Consider the following 19,850-nt stretch of genomic DNA (forward strand, 5'->3'; position numbering starts at 1 on the left):
AATAGAGCCTGTCACGCGACCAGCTTTCACTCGATTAAATCAATGGGTTTAGACAATGCCCAGCTGTTCTTTTAGCTGTTTCAAATAGCGACGACTAACCGGGATACGTTTACCTGAACGGGTTATCACTTCAGCCGAACCGTTATCCATTAGCTGGATTTCACTTATCCTATCAAGATTAACCAGATACTGGCGATGGCAGCGAGCATAGGGCGTTTTCTCTTCCAGAATTTTTAGGGTTAACTGGGTGTAGCCGCTTTGATTAATGCCAACAACGTGTACACCGCTGAGCTCTGAACTGAGATATTCAACTTCGTCTAGCCGAAGGAGAAATATGCGGTTGTGGCCATAGCAAGGAATATGCTTTAAGGGGATATTCATAGCGAGGTGTATATTATTGTTTACGGATATGCTGTTGTTTAGCCGTTTAACCGTTTTTAACAGGCGTTGGTAATCAATGGGTTTTAGCAGGTAGTCAAAGGCGTTTTGCTCAAATGCTTTAATGGCATATTCATCGTAAGCGGTGGTAAAAACAATATGGGGCATGGTGAGCGGATCGAGCATGGCGACCATCTCTAACCCGCTAATTCTGGGCATCTGAATATCTAAAAACACCACATCAGGCTGGAGCTGGTGAATGGCCTGAATAGCCTCTAAAGCGTTACTGCACTCACTTACAATGATCAGATCTTCAACTTCTCCGAGAAGCTCCGCTAGCTCTTCTCGGGCCGGCTGTTCATCATCAACAATAATCGCTCTAAGCATGTATCCTCCACCAATTTGTTATAGTTTAACATGGGCTGCATTAACTGCGAATGGTCGAGGCTGGTTATCTAACCAGAGCAGAAAAAAGTGAGCTTAATATCGTGCTCTTTTTAGTGAAATGGAGCTGTTAGTAAAAATATGTTTACATTTATGGATGTAAAAGTTTACATTAAGTTTGGTTGTGCTAATCTCTTCCATAATTAGGTGTTTTATCATCGTTGGGTTCGATGGTTTAAGGAATAAAAATGATCATGCAGAAAGATAAATTAAATAACGTCAATATAAGTGCAGAGCAAATTTTAGTCACACCGGAAGAGCTTAAAGCAAAGTATCCATTGAGCTTGAATGATGAAGCCAAGATTACCGCGGCTCGCCAGACTATTGCTGATATTTTACACGGCCGGGACAAGCGCCTGTTAGTGGTTTGTGGCCCTTGTTCAATTCACGATACCGAAGCGGCTTTAGAGTACGCGGCACGGCTCAAAAAGCTGGCCGATGAAACCAAAGATAGCCTGTTTATCGTTATGCGTGTGTATTTCGAAAAACCGCGTACTACCGTGGGCTGGAAAGGTTTGATCAACGACCCTCATATGGACGGCTCGTTTGATATGGAGCATGGTTTGCATCTTGCCCGTCAGCTTTTGCTCAAGCTGATTGCGATGGGGTTACCTCTGGCGACTGAAGCGTTAGATCCTAACAGCCCACAGTATTTAGGCGATCTGTTCAGCTGGTCGGCGATTGGTGCTCGTACTACTGAATCACAAACTCATCGTGAAATGGCCTCTGGCTTGTCGATGCCGGTTGGTTTTAAAAATGGTACTGATGGTAGCTTAGGAACTGCGATTAATGCGATGAAAGCGGCTTCTATGCCTCACCGTTTTATGGGAATTAACCAGTCAGGTCAGGTTTGCCTGTTACAGACCCAGGGCAATCCTGACGGTCATATTATTCTGCGCGGTGGTAAAACGCCGAACTATGAAGCAGAGCACGTGAAAGAGTGTGAAGTGCAGATGGCGAAAGCCGGCCTGAATGCCTCTTTGATGATTGACTGCAGCCACGGTAATTCTAATAAAGATTTTCGCCGTCAGACTGACGTGGTGAATTCAGTGCTGGCTCAGATTAAAGCCGGCAATCGTTCTATCATTGGCATTATGTTAGAAAGCAATATTCATGAAGGTAACCAGTCATCTGAACAGCCGCGCGCTGGTATGATCTACGGCGTTTCAGTCACCGATGCTTGCATTAACTGGGAAACCACCGATTCGTTATTGCGCAAAGTCCATCAGAACCTGAAAACGGCAGAGTTGGTATGCCAGTAAGCTGTATGTCTGTGCATTTATTGATATATTAAGATATGACCGAACTTCGTCGCCTAAGGGCGACGAAGTGCTTATTAAAGGCAAAAGTCGGATTTTATTTTTAGGAGACAGACTAGTTATGGTGGCTGAATTAACGGCTCTGCGCGATCAAATAGACGAAGTTGACAAAGCGCTGCTGAAATTGCTGGCTAAGCGGTTAGAGCTGGTGGCCGAAGTAGGGGAAGTGAAGAGTCATCACGGTTTACCGATTTATGTCCCTGAACGTGAAGTCAGCATGCTTGCCTCTCGTCGTAAAGAGGCCGAAGCCTTGGGCGTTCCGCCAGATTTAATTGAAGACGTATTACGCCGGATAATGCGTGAATCGTACACCAGTGAAAATGATAAAGGTTTCAAAATGCTGTGCCCGCAAATCGGCCCGATCGTTATTATTGGCGGTCAGGGAAAGATGGGGCAACTGTTTAGTAAGCTGTTTCAGCTTTCTGGCTATCAGGTGCGCGTTTTGGAACAAAATGACTGGGCCGAGGCCGATACCATATTATCCGGTGCCGGAATGGTGATGGTCAGCGTACCCATTCACGCGACTGAGCAGGTTATTCACCGGTTACCTAAGCTGCCAGATGATTGTATTTTGGTGGATTTAGCATCGGTTAAAGAATTACCTCTGGCGGCAATGCTGGAAGTGCACAATGGTCCCGTTCTGGGTCTGCACCCGATGTTCGGCCCTGACGTGGGTAGTCTGGCTAAACAGGTGATTGCTTATTGCGATGGGCGCCAGCCAGAAACTTACCAGTGGCTACTGCAGCAGCTTCAGGTCTGGGGGGCGAAGCTGCACGCTATCAGTGCTGCTGAACACGATCGGAACATGGCGTTTATTCAAGCATTGCGCCACTTTGCTACTTTTACCTATGGTTTAAATCTGTCTCAGGAAAACGTACGGCTGGAGCAATTGCTGGCGCTGTCATCTCCTATTTATCGTTTGGAACTGGCAATGATTGGCCGACTGTTTGCTCAAGACGCCGAGCTGTATGCGGACATTATTATGTCCTCTGAAGACAACATTGCCCTGATCAAGCGCTATTATGCCTGTTTTGGTGAGGCTATTAGCCTGCTGGATAACAGCAATAAAGCGGAGTTTATTGAGAAGTTCAATAAGATAAAAAACTGGTTTGGTGACTATGCGCCACGTTTCTTAAATGAAAGTAGAACATTGTTACGTCAGGCCAATGATAGCCGACAGTAAAGGGTGTTTTCGCCGATAGCTGATTTTGCAAAGGGCCACGTTTGTGGCCCTTTGCTTATTACTGGCTAGACGATGATTTCTGGCATATTTCGACCGTAGTAAATTTCTTGCATTTCTTTGCGTAAGCGTTTGGTTATATGCAGCCTTTCGTTTGGATCTAAGTCTTCAGGCTTGGCATTAAATAAGTAATGGTCCAAGTCAAATTCCTTGAGCATCATTTTGGTGTGGAAGATATTTTCCTGATACACGTTCACATCGACCATCTGGTAGAGCGAAGTAATATCTTCGCTGATGAAGTTCTGAATAGAATTAATCTCATGATCGATATAATGCTTCATGCCGTTAATATCACGGGTAAATCCGCGCACCCGATAATCGAGCGTGACGATGTCGGACTCTAGCTGGTGAATGAGGTAATTCAGCGCTTTTAGCGGAGAGATAACGCCACAGGTTGACACTTCAATATCCGCTCTAAAAGTGCATAGTCCGTTTTCAGGATGGCTTTCAGGATAAGTGTGAACGCAGATATGGCTTTTATCTAAATGGGCGACGATAGCGTCCGGCAACGGGCAGGCATTTTCCGATTGATCGGCTAAGCTTGGGGCCATTGGTTCTTCACTAATCAGAATAGTGACGCTGGCTCCCTGCGGATCGTAGTTTTGACGTGCAATATTCAAGATATTAGCGCCGATGATTGAACAGGTTTCGGTCAGGATCTCAGTCAATCGGTTAGCGTTGTACTGCTCATCGATATAAGCAATGTATCTGTCTCTGTCATGGGCCGTTTTGGTATAGCAAATGTCATAGATACAAAAACTCAGGCTTTTGGTTAAGTTATTAAAGCCGTGTAGTCTTAGCTTATTCAATTGGGTGCACCGCCATATTTATTGGTTCAATGATCTAATAGTATTATTGGGATAATGCATCTTGTAAATATTGTGGCAGGGCAAAACTGCCCGCATGAATCGCTGGGTTATAATAGCGACACCGGATGCCGGATTTGCTAACGCGCTCTTGCAAAATAGATAAATCATGTTGACGCAGTAATGCATTCTGGCTTGCCCAGACGAAGGTCATAATTCCGCCGTAATAGGTTGGAATGGCGGCCTGATAAAAACTAACGTCTTCAAAATAGCTGGATAACTTATTATTGCTGCTGACGGCTTCATCCTGCTGTAAAAAGCACACGCCGTTTTGAGCGACAAAAATGCCATTTTCATTGAGGCAGCGGGCGCAGCCTTGATAAAAATCGGAGGTAAACAGGCTTTCTCCGGGCCCGATAGGGTCGGTACAGTCAGAGATGATCACATCGAATTTCATATCCGTCTGGTTAACGAAGTTGACGCCGTCTTCAATCACCAGATTAAAACGCGGATCCTCATAAGCCCCGGCGCTATGGTTTGGCAGGTATTCACGACAAAATTCCACGACGTTCGCATCAATTTCAACCATCGTAATTTGCTCAACGCTTTGATGCCTGCATACCTCGCGCAGCATTCCGCCATCGCCGCCGCCAATAATCAGAATGCGTTTAGCTCTACCGTGAGCAATGATAGGAACGTGGGCCATCATTTCGTGATAGATAAACTCATCGCGTTCAGTGGTTTGTATTACGCCATCTAAGGCCATCACTCGCCCCATCACTTCATTTTCAAAAATGATCAGATCCTGATGTTCGGTTTTATCGTGATACAGAGTCTTATCGATAGAGAAAAACTGACCAAATCCGTTGTGGAGGGTTTCAAACCAGATCTCTTTGGTGGACATAACCGTAATTCCTTAAGACCGTACAAAAAAGATGAGCGAAGTATAATAGATAACTCGTTTCACATATGCACGATTAATGGGACGCGGAGGCTTTGGTCCGCAAGATAGATAGAAATTTGTGGGTAGCCGCGCGGTGGCAATAAAGTAGGGATGTTTTTGGAATAGACGGGAATTTACGCTGAAACTAAATTAAACCAGCTTTGCTGACAGGTAAAAGGAAGCGCAAAGGCTTCCCTTTATTTCTTGTAATTCATTACGCCAAATGAATCTTTTGCTAAGGCTTCACATTTACGATCTTTAGCAATAGGAATTTGGCTAAGGTCGCTATAGCTGGACTGGCCTAATGCTTCCATATCGATCCGATCATAGTTACTCAAATCCCAGCGGTTTTGCTGAGCAAAGTAGACCAATGCTCGTTTAATTTCCGGAACCGGAAGGTCGTTATATCCGCATTCTCTCTTTAGGTAGAAAAATACGGCAGTAAGGTCGGCTAGATCTTCTGCTTCTGCTTCGGTAAGAGCCTGACAGGTTGCTGAAAACCCGAGAAGAGGTAACAGCAATAGCGCGATATTAAATAGGGATTTTTTCTTCATTACGTCAGCAATATTTTTATTAATGTGTTGACGTTACCATACAGTTTGGCGATGACAAATCTTTTTATGTTTAGCTAAACGTCCCCCGTTTTTTCCGGGTTATTAAATCTAATGTAGATCAATGAATTAACCCGATCTCATATTGAAGATACGGCACCGTACATACTGTAACGTGAAGTATTGATGTGTGGTGAGACAGGCAATAAAAACGCAATCGTTGGGGCATTCAACGTGAAGCTGTCGTCACTGCCGGGGAGTACAAGACAGCGACAATTTTGAGCTTTTGTATAATAAATACCGCCATATTTTTCTTCATCGAGCGTATTATAAATAGACAAACTTTTGGGATCGAATGCCTGACGGAGAAAACAATGAAGATATCGGCCTTACTGGCGGGGATAATAGTCGTTCTGACCATCAATACGGCTTATGCGATTACCGAGATTCAGAACGCTCAGCAGGCAGAGAAAATGCAATTGCAGAGTATGGGGGTGATCGGTGCTTCGGTGGCTGTCGATACGCTGGATGAAGCGGTAGCCGCGATTAGAGATAAAGCAGAGAAGCAAAACGCTTCCTACTTTCGGGTGATTGGCGTTCAATCTTATGACACCTCGCCATATTGGCGTGTTTCTGCTGAAATATATAAGTAATAGATCAAGAGAAGTCATGAATAAAAAGAAGTCATAGATCAAAAAGTTAAAATGCCTAGGAATAACTTCTTCGGGCATTTCTTCTTGGAATTTAACCAGCGCTTAGCCCGTCTAAATTAGAAGCACTTCGTCATATTTCCGTTTCCTCTCGGCTAGTAGAATATTGCCCGCTGAACGTTAGGCGGGCATTCATCATTTCTGAATTAGCGAGTAATTTTCTTAAACTGACTGGTAGTTTCTGTTAACGCCACTTCTGTTGGCAGGCGCTCCATCGAGCTTGCGCCATAGAAACCATCGCAGTCGGGGCAGTTAGCTAAAATATAGTGTGCATCTTCAGGTGACGAAATCGGGCCACCGTGGCAAAGCACGATAATATCTTTTCGCACGGACTTCGCCGCCTTAGCCCAAGCGTTAATCATAGAAACGCAGTCGGGTAGCTTTATTGCAGTTTCTGCACCGATATTACCGCCGGTCGTTAGTCCCATATGGGTAACAATAATGTCGGCGCCAGCTTCCGTCATGGCGATGGCATCGGCTTCGCTAAAGACATAAGGCGTAGTCAGTAGTCCTTTCTGGTGGGCTAGGCGAATCATATCGACTTCTAAGGCATAACCCATTCCGGTCTCTTCCAAATTGGCGCGGAAGTTACCGTCAATCAGGCCAACGGTCGGAAAGTTTTGTACTCCGGAAAAACCGGTTCGAATAACCTCATCCAGAAAAACATCGAAGTTAACAAATGGGTCAGTACCGTTAACGCCAGCCAGAACCGGTGTGTTTTTCACGACAGGAAGCACTTCTTTGGCCATATCCATAACGATTTCATTGGCGTTGCCATAAGCCAGTAAACCCGCTAATGAACCGCGTCCGGCCATACGGTAGCGCCCTGAGTTATAAATAACAATTAGGTCGATGCCACCGGCTTCTTCACATTTAGCCGATAGCCCGGTACCGGCGCCACCGCCGATAATCGGCTCTTTACGCGCAATCATGGTGCGGAATTTTTGTAATAGTACTTCCCGAGAAAAACGTGGCATATAGACTCCTTATTTCTTATTCCAGATTTCTTTAAATTGAGCCACCGCCGTTTCGGCAAATTGTGGATCGTTAATATTATAGGGAACGCGGATTAAGCGACGGCGATCGGTCTGTTTTACTGTCTTTTCCAAGGCTTCAAACAGCGCAGCGTCATTTTCTGGTGACCAAAACAATTGATTCGGAGCGTCTAACGCTGAAACTCCGCCTTCAGGAATTAAGAAGCGAACTTCACCTTCACAGGCATTCAGCTTATGGCCGATCCATTCTCCCATTTTTTGGTTTTCTTCTTTAGTCGTCCGCATTAGCGTGACCTGAGCATTGTGTGGGTAGAACAGGCGATCTTTATAGCGATCCGGAATAGAGTCCGGGTTACCAAAGTTCACCATATCCAGAGCACCGCAGGAGCCTACGTAAGGGATTTGAGTTTTAGCCACCACGTCCAAACGTTCAGGGCCACAGGCCAGTACGCCGCCAAACATCATGTCACACACTTCGGTGGTTGTAATATCCAGCAGGCCATCCAACAGGTTGCTACCGGCCAACTTCTCCATGGCAGCGCCTCCTGTACCGGTTGCGTGGAAGATCAGACAATCGAACTGGTCTGACAGACTGGCTGAAATTGCCTGCATGCACGGCGTGGTAACGCCAAACATAGTTAATCCGAGAGCAGGCTTTTCATTGTTAGCTTCTGGTACCACGAATTTCACCGCACCGGCGATACTGTGGGCTGCATTGGCTAATACTTGGCGGGATATTCGATTTAGCCCGGCGATGTCGGTGACGGAGTGGAGCATGGATATATCACTGGCTCCAACATAGTTGGAAACGTCGCCCGATGCCATGGTTGAAACCATCAGCTTAGGTAGGCCCACGGGCAATGTTTGCATTGCCGGGGTAATTAATGCGGTTCCGCCGGACCCGCCCAAGCCAAGCAGGCCAGCGATGTCGTCACGAGAAAGCATAAAGTGCTCGAAGGCTAATGCCATTGCAACCATGGCTTTACCTCGGTCATCGCAAAATACGGCCTGAACACCCTGTGGATGAAATGCAGCAACGTCTTGAGCCGACAGGTCTGCACCAAAATGGTTTTGTACATATTTGGTAGACAGATCAACGGTGGTGACCGAAAGGCCAGTTGCAATAATAAGGTCCCGAATGTACAAAGCCTCTTCACTTTTAGTATCAAAAGTTGTGGCGATATAAATAGATTTCTTTTTCATTTTAACACTTCCTTGGCATCAGAATTTTAGTCGAGGTATTTAGTTTTCTAGTGAACGCCATAATGTAACTGATTTATTTACTATAACTATAATGAGACTGGAGTATCACATTGAAAATGAGAGATGACCTACAAAATGGACAAAAAATCTCTTTAATGGAGAGTAGACAAACGTTAACACGGGCTCGTGCCAGAACACAAAATAAGCTGATTGGTACGGCAATGAGTATGCTGGAACAAGGTTGGTTTCCATCAATTACTGAACTTGCTACCGAAGCCGGTGTTTCACGAGCAACGGCCTATCGCTATTTTCCGACCCAAAGCGTTTTGGTTTCATCAATTGTGGATGAAAGCTTAGGGCCAATTCAGGATTGGTCTCCTAAAGAAGAAACCGTTGGCGAGAGGATTTCTGCGTTACTTGAGTTTGCCTACCCTCAAATGGAAAAACATGAAGGCGCACTGCGCGCCGCTCTTCAGGTTTCTTTACAGCAGTGGGCTGCTCTGAGAGCGCAAAAGCTAGATAAAGAAAATAACCAGCTGTTTGTGCGGGGTAATCGCAAGCGTTTAGTTGAGTTAGCCTCTGAGCCGTTAAAAGGAAAAATTTCTACCGAAGAGCTGGTCCGCATGAAGCATGCTTTTTCTCTGATTTATGGATCTGAAGTTTTTCTGGTGTTTAAAGATATCTGGAATCTTGATCTGGGCCAGATTCAGAATATCGTTCAGTGGATGGGTAAAGCGATTGTTCGTCAGGTTGAAGAAGACGCTGGTTTACTCAATTAATACTCGCCTAATACATCCGGCTGTAATGCCGGATGGTGTTTATCCATATAGTTTCATCCTCTAATCGCACCTCTAATTGAGTTATGCTAAACTCTTCGGCCTTCTTTCAGCCCAAGGGATGATGCGGTCAACTACTTTGACCGATATTTCACTATGAAACATATTGTTGAAGTTATGATTACCGAGCAAGACGTGAAAACGCGCATTGCTGAACTTGCTCATCAAATTAACGAACGCTATGGCGACAGTGGTAAAGAACTGGTTTTAGTCGGTTTATTGCGTGGATCTTTCATCTTTATGGCCGATCTATGCCGCTTGATCGCAGTGAACCATGAGGTCGATTTTATTACTGCATCGAGCTATGGCAATAGCATGAGCAGTAATCGTGATGTCAAAATTCTGAAAGACTTAGATGAAGACATTCGCGGTAAAGACGTGCTGATTGTTGAAGATATTATTGATACCGGTTATACCCTAACCAAAGTGCGGGAAATATTAGAGCTTCGGGAACCTAACTCTGTAGCACTGTGCACTCTGTTAGATAAGCCGTCTCGTCGCGAAATTGACGTGCCTATTGACTACATCGGCTTCTCTATTGAAGATGAGTTTGTCGTTGGCTACGGTATTGACTATGCACAGCGCTATCGCCATTTACCATATGTTGGTAAAGTCGTTATGCTGGACGAATAGCACCATTATATTGATAAAACAAAAGCTGAACGTAGTTAATCACCGGTTCAGCTTTTATTTTTACGTCAGAAAGCTTTTTACTTACTGATCGTTAGCAGGTTTGAAATGGCTTTACGATAAAGCAGTTCCAGCGACTCACGGCTGGATGCACTGACTTCCAGATCCCGTAGTTTTCCGTCCTGCATACCGTAAACCCATCCGTGAATTAACACTTTCTGGCCTCTTTTCCAGGCTGACTGGACAATCGTTGAGTGGCCTACGTTATAGACCTGTTCAACCACGTTTATTTCGCTTAACAGATCGGCGCGTTTTTCTGGCGGAAGTTCTCCGATCAGTGAGCTGTGTTTGTACCAAAGATCGCGAATATGCAGCAGCCAGTTGTTAATCAGGCCGAGTTCAGGATTATTAATTGCCGCATTGACGCCACCGCAGTCGTAGTGACCACAAATAATAATATGTTCGACTTCCAGAACTTCGACGGCATATTGAACGACGGATAAACAGTTAAGGTCAGTGTGAATCACCAGATTTGCTACGTTACGGTGCACAAACAGTTCACCGGGCTCTAGTCCGGTCAGGCGTTCAGCCGGTACGCGGCTATCTGAGCAGCCAATCCATAGAAAACGAGGTTTTTGTGCCCGAGCCAGACGTTCAAAAAAGCCCGGATCGTCTTTACACATGCTGGCTGACCAGATCTCATTGTTATGTATCAATCGTTCTATTTCTTTCATGCTGTTTAATAGCCCGTAATTTGCAATGGCGTTAATATAAGGGAATGCGTGATTTTGTCAAAATGGAACCACCGGTTTTAACATAGTCGGAGGTGCTGAGATGGGCAAGATATTAGCCCGGTTATTACAGTGATTTTTGGCGTAGTAGTTCAACGCTGTTGGTGGAATAAGCCCGGCGGGACGGTTTTTCAGTAAGTTTTAGGGCCTGAATATAATATTTCTATCCTGCTATTTCTTTTATATTCAGCCGCCGCTTCACGGAGTAAGCTATGGATAATATCCGTTACATTTTTTAACTGCTTATTTTCTAGTATCAGCTACAAGGTAATCGTCGAGTTATGACATATGCGTTGGAATTATCGCACTTAAGTAAAGTTTACTCCGGTGGCGTGAAGGCGTTGCGCGGTATTAATCTCAATGTGGAAGCGGGTGATTTTTATGCGCTGCTTGGTCCTAACGGGGCCGGAAAGTCTACTACCATCGGTATTATCAGTTCACTGGTTAATAAAACCTCCGGCCATGTCAGGGTATTTGGCTATGACATTGACAGCGATTTAGTCAACGCTAAACGTCAGTTAGGTCTGGTTCCTCAGGAATTTAATTTCAATCCGTTTGAAACCGTACTGCAAATTGTGGTGACGCAGGCAGGCTATTATGGCGTTCCTCGCGCTGAAGCGATGGAAAGGGCTAAAACCTATTTACAGCGGTTGGAGCTTTGGGAAAAACGTAACGAAAAGGCCATGAGGCTTTCAGGTGGTATGAAGCGTCGCCTGATGATTGCCCGTGCCCTTATGCATCAGCCAAAGCTGCTTATTCTTGATGAACCCACCGCGGGCGTTGATATCGAACTTCGTCGTTCAATGTGGCTGTTCTTAAAAGAGCTTAATCAGCAGGGCATTACTATTATTCTGACGACGCACTATCTTGAAGAAGCTGAAATGCTGTGTCGCAACATCGGCATTATTCGTCAGGGTGAATTAGTCGAAAATACGACGATGCGCGATCTATTATCTAAGCTCAAGTCGGAAACCTTCATTCTTGATTTAGCACCAAAAAGCCCCATTCCTCATTTGGAAGGGTATTCAAGCCGGTTAATTGATACGGGTACTCTGGAAGTGGACGTTGAGCGCGAGCAGGGGCTGAACAGCGTTTTCGCCCAGCTTAGCGCTCAGGGCGTGGCCATTTCCAGCATGCGCAATAAAGCCAACCGGCTTGAAGAACTATTTGTTCATTTGGTGAATAATTATGAGGAAGATGCGAAATGATTCGCCTGTACTGGATTGCGCTAAAAAGTATCTGGATTAAAGAAGTCACCCGATTTGGTCGTATTTGGATACAGACGCTGGTTCCTCCGGTGATCACCATGACGCTGTATTTTATCATCTTTGGGAATTTAATTGGTTCTCGTATTGGTGATATGCAGGGTTTTGACTATATGAAGTTTATCGTCCCCGGCTTAATCATGATGTCGGTGATTACTAACTCCTACTCGAACGTGGCGTCGTCTTTTTTTGGTGCTAAATATCAGCATAGCATCGAAGAGCTATTGGTGGCGCCAGTACCCACTCACATTGTGATTATTGGCTTCGTTGGCGGCGGCGTAGCTCGTGGGATTTGCGTTGGCGTTCTGGTTACCTTGATTTCTCTGTTCTTTGTCCCGCTGGAAATTCATTCATGGTGGGTGATAGCGCTGACGCTATTACTGACGTCGGTGCTGTTTTCTTTAGGCGGGCTAGTGAATGCGATTTTCGCTGAAAGTTTTGACGATATCAGCATTGTGCCAACGTTTGTGCTGACTCCGTTAACCTATCTGGGCGGCGTATTTTACTCGCTGACTCTGTTGCCGCCGGTATGGCAGGCTATTTCTAAGATTAACCCTATCGTCTATATGATCAGCGGTTTTCGTTATGGCTTCTTGGGTATCTCAGACGTATCTCTGTCCCTGACTTTTGGCGTACTTGTTGCTTTTACCGCCGTTTTCTATTTGCTAAGCTGGTGGCTGATCTCTCGTGGTAAAGGACTGCGTAGTTAACTATTCACGTTCATGGAGGAATATGACAATATTGATGCGGGCGCTGGCTGCGATGTTAGCGCTTAGTTTTTGTTTACCGCTTCAGGCAGGTAATCGTGAACTGGCAGTGAGCGCACAGCAGCAGATAGGAAAAACGCTGTTGTACGATCCAGCCTATGTTTCTCTGGCCTACCCTAGTGGTGATGTGCCAATAGAACGCGGTGTATGTTCTGACGTAGTGACCCGAGCTTTGCGCCAGCAAGGGGCAGATTTACAGCAATTAGTCCATAATGATATGAAAGCTCATTTTTCTGCGTATCCTCAAAGTTGGGGATTAAAACGGCCAGATACCAATATTGACCATCGACGCGTTCCAAACCTTGAAACTTATTTTAAACGACATAAAATGGAGCGGCCAATAACGCGTAATGCAGCGGATTACCGGGCCGGAGATATCGTTTCTTGGCGCTTGGATAACGGATTGCCGCATATTGGTATTGTGACCGAACGCTACAATCATGAAGGCCGCCCTCTGGTTATTCATAACATAGGCAGCGGCGTGAAGGCTGAAGACATTTTGTTTTTATGGAAGATTAACGGTCATTTTCGTTATTTCTCCCAATAGATAGGCCATTGAGATAAATTTTTAATGAGTGTTTGTTTGCGTTATCTCACGGTTGTTGATGAAAATATTCTTTATATTTAACTAGGTTTAAACCATCAGTATTCCTACAAGAAAAACATAACTTATGAGTTTTAGAAATATTTCTATTCTACTAATTTTATTACCTTTATTTATCTTCTCTTCGGCTCAGGCTGATGATGAAACCAATTTTGATAGTAACGGTATGATACCTGTTCAGGTCAAGATGCTTCGCGATAGTGATATTCTGGCTCAGGTAGGCAGTGATGTGATTAAAGTCGGTGAGTTGAATAAAGATCAGGAGTTAATGGTTTACCCACTTAACTCGGAATATTATGAGCTTACCTTTGGTAATGCTCATGGATTGATCCAGAAAGATTCCTTCCTTCCTATCCTCAAATCTAAAAAGCAGTTAGGGCTAGCGCTTGCCGGTTTACAGAAAATTAATCAGAACCTGATTACGACTAAAGAAATAAACATGTTTGATAGTGCCGACGTTAACAGCACTATATCCGGCGTGCTGGAAGGTAATCTACGTTACCCTATTATGGGGCGGCTACGGGATAAAAATGATGATGTGTGGTACGAGATTAACATTGGCGATGACATCAAATACGTACGGGCAGAGGACTGTGAGCTGGATGATGGCGTACCCATTCTTACGTACCACCATGTACTGAAAGACGATGAAAATAAGCTCTTTCGCCATACGTCGACCACCACTTCTGACGTTGCCTTTGATGCTCAAATGGCTTATTTGAAAGAGGCCGGATACCAGACTATTTCGATGTATCAGCTGGAAGGCTATCTGAACAATACGGTAAATATCCCGGCTAAAGCGGTAGTTTTAACCTTTGATGACGGTCTTAAATCAGTTCATCGCTACGCTTATCCTATCTTGAAAAAATACGGGCAGCAGGCGACGGCCTTTATTATTTCTTCCCGTATTAAACATCAACCACAGCCGTGGGATGCTAACTCATTACAATTTATGAGTATTAGTGAGATGAAAGAAATTCAGAGCGTATTTGATATTCAGTCCCATACGCATTTTTTACACCGCTACTCTGATGATAATCAGCCGGTCTTGTTAAGCCGAACTGAGCGTAATATTGAACTGGATTTAGAACGTTCTGCCCGGGCTTTATCTCAGTTTAATCCCAAAGTATTGTATGTTTCTTACCCGTTTGGTGGATATAACGATAAGGCTATTCAGGCCGCTAAGCTGGCTGGGTATCATATGGCGGTGACTACGGTAAAAGGCAAGGTGAAGCCCGGGGATAATCCGTTTACCCTCAAGCGCCTGTATATTCTGAGTTCAGATTCAATACCGGAAATGGCGAAACGTATTGCTAACGGGAGCTCCGAGCCTGTGCCGATGTATCAGCTAGAGTCAGAGTTAGAGTAAGCAGAATTTATTGAAGGTAGGCGTTATCGGTTGAGTAGATTACTCTATTTCTGCCGTCTGATTTCGCCTGAGAAAGCGCCCGCTCTGCCCGGTGAACTAGTGATTTTAATCTAGAATTAACCGCTTTTTTCCCCATGGCTTTCGCAATATCAACCAGCATTAGCGCCATGTTCTCTTGTACCTGATTCGATAACCTATGCGTTATCTCAATAGGGTGGGGCGATGGCGTGAATATGTCAGCTTTGACTTTCAAACCACAGCATCAGGCCCTCTTTTGGGATGTGCTGTAGCCTCTCCACTAACGACGTACCGTTAGGAAAAATCAATTCGGGAGCTATATCCGCCAACGGGTAAAGCATAAATCCGCGGTTGTGCATATCGTAATGAGGAATGGTTAAGCGAGGGGTATCAATCGTTTGGTTACCGTAAAGAAGAATGTCTAAATCCAAAGTCCGCGGGCCCCAGCGGTGATCTTTTCTGACTCTTCCTTGATTAAGTTCGATAGCCTGAGTTGCATCCAGTAACGGCTCGGGAAGCAGTTCGCTATCCAGTTCGATAACTGCATTAAGATAGTCGGGCTGGTCCTGCGGGCCGAGGGGCTTGGTGCGGTAGAACGGAGAACATTTAACTAAGCGCGTATGGGGAATTTGCCTGATGGCTTCAAGTGCAGATTCCACCTGAGTCAGCGGGTGGTTTAGGTTACTACCCAGAGCGATAAATACTTGAGTCATTGACCACTCCTAGTGCTGAGGATGTTTGAGGTTATGACAAACTACATCCGTCGTCACCCCGTTGTAAAACGGGGCCTAGCTCTTAAGCCAAGCGTTAATTTATAAGCTAAATTCTTGATCCCGGCTTTCGCCGGGATGACGAGCTAAGGTTTTGTCAACAATCTGATGCCTCCGTAAGGGGGCTTTTCATGATTACGACTGCTTTGCTGATGACTTATGCGGGCGCCGTGAACGGTGGCGTCGGGCATTAGGTTCATCGCCCAGCGAGGTCAGCATCGTCTTCTGACGCTGAATATCCGCCTGCTGGAACTCTTCCCACCAATGGGCCAGCTTTATCAGTTCGCCTTTTTCTATTTCAGAACGCAGCTGTAGCAAATCAAAAGCGGCGCGGAACTTAGGATGCTCCATTAGTTTATACGCCTTACGACCATGACGGCGCGGCAAACGCAACTGTAGCTGCCAGATATCACGCACCAATGACGTAATGCGTTTAGGAATCGCCAGAGTACGGCACTGTTCGTCCAACACGTCATTCATTGCCAGAGCAAAGGCATCGTAATAGGCCAAACCACTTTCCTGAGCCAATTTTTGCGCATGCTCAACCTGCGGGTACCACAGCATGGCTGCAAATAAAAATGCTGGATTAACTCGTTTACCGTTTTGCAGACGGCTATCGGTATTTTTCAATACCTGAGAGAGAATTTGTTCCATATTGCTGTCGCCCTGAGGCGTAAAGTTATTAGCAATAACTGGAAACAGCGGCCGGAACAGATGATGCTGGCGCAGTAGCTGATAGGTTGGGTAACCGTATCCTGACTGGAGCAGTTTTAGCGCTTCTTCAAACAGGCGGGCTGGCGGGATTTCGCTCAGTAACGAGGCGAGGCGACCTATAGGTTCCGCGGTTACCGGCTCAATTTGCATATCCAGCTTAGCGGCAAAACGGACCGCTCTGAGCATTCTGACCGGATCTTCACGATAGCGCGTTTCCGGATCGCCGATCAGGCGAATGATGCCCTGTTTCAAATCCTGAAGGCCGCCGGTGAAGTCACGCACGGTAAAATCATCGGCGCTGTAATATAAGCTATTGATAGTAAAGTCACGACGATGTGCATCTTCGGTTATTGAGCCGTAAACGTTATCACGCAGCAACATACCGTTGTTGGCCTGTTGTGATGCATTCTTATCATCGTTATCGCTGTGCCCGCCACGAAAGGTGGCAACTTCAATAATTTCTGGCCCAAACATAATATGGGCCAGACGGAAGCGGCGGCCAATCAGACGGCAGTTACGAAATAGCTTCCGTACTTGTTCCGGTGTGGCATTGGTGGTGATATCAAAATCTTTCGGCTCTTTATTCAGCAACAGGTCGCGGACACCGCCGCCAACCAGATAGGCTTCATAGCCGGATTTATTTAAGCGATAAAGCACTTTTAGAGCATTATCGCTAATTTCCTGACGGGAAATGGTGTGCTGCGCGCGAGGAATAATAGCTACATCACTCTCACTGTGATGGCTTTCTTGCTGCGTGTCCGTCCCAGGCTCTCTAGCGAGTACCTTACGGCAAAAATTAGCTACGCGAGTAAAAATAGGACACCTCTGTCATTGTATATCAGTATAAGTAGTGCCGTTGTTAGGACTACGGGTCGACTCAAACATAGAGTCCGTTAAATAGAGAACGGTAAAAAACGGCGGCCTATCATAGCTCACACTGAATCATTTTAGAATGAGTAGTGTGAAGAGAAGGCCGCTCGTCGTGGAACCCGATCGCTATTCCAATGTTGAATGCTCCATGCCAGTAGGCTCTGCAGCGTAGCATCTTGCCAGTCAGGCGGTAAATCCTGACCTAAAAAAGTTAAAGCCTTAGCCAAAATGGGAAGCGGTGCGTTATTTGGTATCGGACTGGCGTGGTTTTGTTTCGATAGCTTGTTACCATCGGTATTTAACGCCAGCGGCAGGTGAAAATAGGCTGGCTCAGGCCAGCCAAGATGCCGATAGAGCGCTATCTGCCGTATCGTTGGCTGAATTAAGTCTGCGCCGCGTACTATTTCTGTCACGCCCTGAAAATGGTCATCGACCACCACCGCTAGATTATAGGCAAATAGACCGTCTTTGCGATGAATAATAAAATCTTCATTAGCCAGCTTAGGATCGGCAAACAGCTGGCCTAAATGTCGGTCATAGAAACTATAAACAGGCTGAGACAGGCGCAACCGGAGCGAAGCATTTTTGGGCGTAAGCTGAAGGTCTCGACAGTGTCCGTCATACACTCCGCCAATTTGCTGAATCCTTGTTCGGGTACAGTGGCAGTAATAGCACCGTTTTCGCTGGTGTAGAGTGTTTAGCACTTCACGATAAGCGTCGTGACGCTGAGACTGGTATAAAACATCACCATCCCAATGTAATCCATAATTTTCTAGGGTATTAAGAATTCTGAAAGCTGCGCCGGAAACTTCCCGAGGGGGATCAATATCTTCAATTCGAACCAACCAGCGACCATGATTTGACCGCGCCTGTAAAAAACTACCCAGCGCGGCAATCAATGAACCAAAATGTAAATCCCCGGAGGGTGATGGGGCAAAGCGCCCCACATAATGGTTGTTCGTCATCAATACGTTAATAAACGGTGGGTCATTAATCTAAGCATAGTCCTCTGTTACGTCATCTACCTGCTACGATAAGGCCTGATAGCCGTTCTCCTCGACAGAGTAAACTAGTTGCGTCAGATATAACTACGGATTAACCCGCCATTTGTTTTTCACGAATCTCAGCCAGAGTCTTACAGTCGATGCACAGATCGGCAGTAGGACGCGCCTCAAGACGACGAATACCGATTTCTACTCCGCACGATTCACAGTAACCAAAATCATCTTCCGCTATTTTTTGTAGCGTCTTATCGATTTTTTTGATCAGCTTACGTTCGCGGTCACGGTTACGCAGTTCAAGACTGAACTCTTCTTCTTGGGTCGCGCGATCGGCTGGATCAGGGAAATTAGCCGCTTCGTCCTGCATATGGGATACAGTGCGATCGACTTCATCTCGTAGCTGACCGCGCCATGCTTCAAGAATTAGCTTGAAGTGGGTGCGCTGAGCTTCATTCATGTACTCTTCGCCCGGCTTTTCCTTATAGGGCTCTAAACCCGCAATAGCCAAGATACTTAAGGACGATGTTTTACGTTTTTGCCCTTCTTGCATTTTGCTTCTCCTACAAAACACGCGGTGTAAATTCTAAAGTAGAGAAAAAAACAGGCCGCTATAAATAACAGATGAGGCAGCAGTTAGCAATTTTTCATAGCTTAAGTATGACAATGCTCTGAAGAAATGCATGTTATTGTCAGCTCACTTGCTGATTATTTAATCAAAACCTAGCTTTTTATTACTTTTCATCTAAAAAGTTAATCCATGACGGATATTTGTTCTTGCAAAATAATCTCTGTTGGCGAAAGTTTTGCTTTATAACAGATGACTTCGACACCATGTTTCTGAACTTGTTCAAAAAGAGTGGCATAAGCTGGATCAATGTGCTTGGCTGCCGACACCTGATTGATACCTGAATGTAATACGGCAAACAGTAATACTGCCCGATGCCCCCGTTCTGCCATGCTTTGTAATTCCCGCAGGTGCTTTTGCCCCCGAAGCGTTACGGCATCGGGGAAATAGCCGCGAGTTTTATCCAGCAAAGTGACAGACTTAACTTCCACATAGCAGCTTGGTCGATTTTCGTCTTCAAGCAAAAAGTCGATACGGCTGTTTTCTTCACCGTAACGAACTTCCCCCCGCAGGCTTGAGTATTCGCTAAGCTGCGGGATGCTACCTTGCTCTATCGCTTCCTTAACCAACGCATTAGCCTGTAGAGTATTAACGCAAATTAGATTTCCTGCCTGAGTTTCTGTCAGTTCCCACGAATGAGCATATTTACGCTTAGGATTTAATGAGGTGGAATACCACACGGTATCACCCTGTTCGGCACATCCGGTCATTGCACCCGTATTGGCACAGTGTAAGGTTAATATCTCGCCGCCCGGCGTAATAACATCGGCCAAAAAACGCTTATAGCGCTTAATTAACGTGGCAGATTGCAATGGCACAGGAAACTGCATAGTGGCTCCAGCTTTCGAATGTGTGATCCAACGGATCCGCATTATTAGGGCGCATACGGTACAGGTATGCGCCAGAGGATGCCATCATTATTAATCGCCAGAGCAGATATCCGTTTTCCTGAATCATCCAACTGTTACACTATGTCGGCAGTTTAAGGACCATCGTCTATT

21 protein-coding genes are annotated in these 19,850 nt (G+C 45.5%); 9 read left to right on the forward strand and 12 right to left on the reverse strand.

The window, feature by feature from the left end; translation table 11 throughout:
* Positions 1-48 precede the first annotated feature (48 nt).
* Positions 49-765 carry a two-component system response regulator BtsR gene (gene btsR / locus GVI43_RS11090; protein ID WP_159566926.1) on the reverse strand — a complete coding sequence of 239 codons (717 nt, stop codon included), beginning with the start codon at positions 763-765 and terminating at the stop codon, positions 49-51.
* 245 nt (positions 766-1,010) lie between these two features.
* Here btsR and GVI43_RS11095 point away from each other — a divergent pair, with 245 nt between their 5' ends.
* Together GVI43_RS11095 and tyrA are read left to right on the forward strand one after the other, a co-directional pair.
* Positions 1,011-2,084 (forward strand): 3-deoxy-7-phosphoheptulonate synthase, encoded by a 1,074-nt coding sequence (locus GVI43_RS11095; RefSeq protein WP_281351007.1) that lies wholly within the window; start codon positions 1,011-1,013, stop codon positions 2,082-2,084.
* 118 nt (positions 2,085-2,202) lie between these two features.
* Entirely contained in the window at positions 2,203-3,324 is a 1,122-nt protein-coding gene (gene tyrA / locus GVI43_RS11100) for a bifunctional chorismate mutase/prephenate dehydrogenase (RefSeq protein ID WP_159566928.1), read from the forward strand.
* A 65-nt stretch (positions 3,325-3,389) separates the two neighbouring features.
* Here tyrA and speD read toward each other — a convergent pair whose 3' ends face one another.
* The 3 genes from speD to GVI43_RS11115 form a co-directional block, all read right to left on the reverse strand.
* Positions 3,390-4,190: an adenosylmethionine decarboxylase gene (gene speD, locus GVI43_RS11105; protein ID WP_159566929.1), complete on the reverse strand. Its 801-nt coding sequence runs from the start codon at positions 4,188-4,190 to the stop codon at positions 3,390-3,392.
* Positions 4,191-4,233: 43 nt separating this feature from the next.
* The gene (speE, locus tag GVI43_RS11110) at positions 4,234-5,091 is read right to left on the reverse strand and encodes a polyamine aminopropyltransferase (RefSeq protein ID WP_159566930.1); all 858 of its coding nucleotides are present in this window, start codon (positions 5,089-5,091) and stop codon (positions 4,234-4,236) included.
* Between the two features lie 236 nt (positions 5,092-5,327).
* On the reverse strand, positions 5,328-5,684 hold the full coding sequence (locus GVI43_RS11115; RefSeq protein WP_159566931.1) for a YacC family pilotin-like protein: 357 nt from the start codon (positions 5,682-5,684) through the stop codon (positions 5,328-5,330).
* Positions 5,685-6,055: 371 nt separating this feature from the next.
* On the opposite strand from GVI43_RS11115, the gene GVI43_RS11120 reads away from it, so the two are divergent.
* Positions 6,056-6,334 carry a YdgH/BhsA/McbA family protein gene (locus GVI43_RS11120; RefSeq protein ID WP_159566932.1) on the forward strand — a complete coding sequence of 93 codons (279 nt, stop codon included), beginning with the start codon at positions 6,056-6,058 and terminating at the stop codon, positions 6,332-6,334.
* Positions 6,335-6,537: 203 nt separating this feature from the next.
* Here GVI43_RS11120 and GVI43_RS11125 read toward each other — a convergent pair whose 3' ends face one another.
* Positions 6,538-7,368 (reverse strand): phosphoenolpyruvate hydrolase family protein, encoded by an 831-nt coding sequence (locus GVI43_RS11125; RefSeq protein WP_159566933.1) that lies wholly within the window; start codon positions 7,366-7,368, stop codon positions 6,538-6,540.
* Between the two features lie 9 nt (positions 7,369-7,377).
* On the reverse strand, positions 7,378-8,589 hold the full coding sequence (locus GVI43_RS11130) for a Tm-1-like ATP-binding domain-containing protein (protein ID WP_159566934.1): 1,212 nt from the start codon (positions 8,587-8,589) through the stop codon (positions 7,378-7,380).
* A 116-nt stretch (positions 8,590-8,705) separates the two neighbouring features.
* Here GVI43_RS11130 and GVI43_RS11135 point away from each other — a divergent pair, with 116 nt between their 5' ends.
* The gene (locus GVI43_RS11135) at positions 8,706-9,368 is read left to right on the forward strand and encodes a TetR/AcrR family transcriptional regulator (protein ID WP_246201813.1); all 663 of its coding nucleotides are present in this window, start codon (positions 8,706-8,708) and stop codon (positions 9,366-9,368) included.
* 153 nt (positions 9,369-9,521) lie between these two features.
* Positions 9,522-10,058: a hypoxanthine phosphoribosyltransferase gene (gene hpt, locus GVI43_RS11140; protein WP_159566935.1), complete on the forward strand. Its 537-nt coding sequence runs from the start codon at positions 9,522-9,524 to the stop codon at positions 10,056-10,058.
* Positions 10,059-10,135: 77 nt separating this feature from the next.
* Here hpt and can read toward each other — a convergent pair whose 3' ends face one another.
* On the reverse strand, positions 10,136-10,789 hold the full coding sequence (gene can / locus GVI43_RS11145; protein WP_159566936.1) for a carbonate dehydratase: 654 nt from the start codon (positions 10,787-10,789) through the stop codon (positions 10,136-10,138).
* 338 nt (positions 10,790-11,127) lie between these two features.
* Here can and GVI43_RS11150 point away from each other — a divergent pair, with 338 nt between their 5' ends.
* The 4 genes from GVI43_RS11150 (at position 11,128) to GVI43_RS11165 (ending at position 14,851) form a co-directional block, all read left to right on the forward strand.
* Positions 11,128-12,054: an ABC transporter ATP-binding protein gene (locus GVI43_RS11150; protein WP_159566937.1), complete on the forward strand. Its 927-nt coding sequence runs from the start codon at positions 11,128-11,130 to the stop codon at positions 12,052-12,054.
* On the forward strand, positions 12,051-12,821 hold the full coding sequence (locus tag GVI43_RS11155; RefSeq protein ID WP_159566938.1) for an ABC transporter permease: 771 nt from the start codon (positions 12,051-12,053) through the stop codon (positions 12,819-12,821). The genes GVI43_RS11150 and GVI43_RS11155 overlap by 4 nt, the downstream gene beginning before the upstream one ends.
* A 52-nt stretch (positions 12,822-12,873) precedes the next feature.
* Positions 12,874-13,425 carry a DUF1287 domain-containing protein gene (locus GVI43_RS11160; protein ID WP_246201821.1) on the forward strand — a complete coding sequence of 184 codons (552 nt, stop codon included), beginning with the start codon at positions 12,874-12,876 and terminating at the stop codon, positions 13,423-13,425.
* Between the two features lie 139 nt (positions 13,426-13,564).
* The gene (locus GVI43_RS11165) at positions 13,565-14,851 is read left to right on the forward strand and encodes a polysaccharide deacetylase family protein (RefSeq protein WP_425482145.1); all 1,287 of its coding nucleotides are present in this window, start codon (positions 13,565-13,567) and stop codon (positions 14,849-14,851) included.
* A 236-nt stretch (positions 14,852-15,087) separates the two neighbouring features.
* Here GVI43_RS11165 and folK read toward each other — a convergent pair whose 3' ends face one another.
* From folK to sfsA, 5 genes are all read right to left on the reverse strand, one after another.
* Complete coding sequence (folK, locus tag GVI43_RS11170; RefSeq protein WP_159566941.1) at positions 15,088-15,582, reverse strand: 2-amino-4-hydroxy-6-hydroxymethyldihydropteridine diphosphokinase; 495 nt, start codon at positions 15,580-15,582, stop codon at positions 15,088-15,090.
* A gap of 192 nt (positions 15,583-15,774) precedes the next feature.
* Positions 15,775-17,169 (reverse strand): polynucleotide adenylyltransferase PcnB, encoded by a 1,395-nt coding sequence (gene pcnB, locus GVI43_RS11175; protein WP_159566968.1) that lies wholly within the window; start codon positions 17,167-17,169, stop codon positions 15,775-15,777.
* 131 nt (positions 17,170-17,300) lie between these two features.
* On the reverse strand, positions 17,301-18,188 hold the full coding sequence (gene gluQRS / locus GVI43_RS11180; protein ID WP_159566942.1) for a tRNA glutamyl-Q(34) synthetase GluQRS: 888 nt from the start codon (positions 18,186-18,188) through the stop codon (positions 17,301-17,303).
* Between the two features lie 130 nt (positions 18,189-18,318).
* Positions 18,319-18,774, reverse strand: a complete 456-nt coding sequence (gene dksA, locus GVI43_RS11185) for an RNA polymerase-binding protein DksA (protein ID WP_159566943.1) — start codon at positions 18,772-18,774, stop codon at positions 18,319-18,321.
* 200 nt (positions 18,775-18,974) lie between these two features.
* On the reverse strand, positions 18,975-19,679 hold the full coding sequence (sfsA, locus tag GVI43_RS11190) for a DNA/RNA nuclease SfsA (RefSeq protein WP_159566944.1): 705 nt from the start codon (positions 19,677-19,679) through the stop codon (positions 18,975-18,977).
* Between the last annotated feature and the right edge of the window lie 171 nt (positions 19,680-19,850).

The sequence above is a fragment of the Budvicia diplopodorum genome, assembly GCF_009800925.1.
Lineage (GTDB): Bacteria > Pseudomonadota > Gammaproteobacteria > Enterobacterales > Enterobacteriaceae > Budvicia > Budvicia diplopodorum.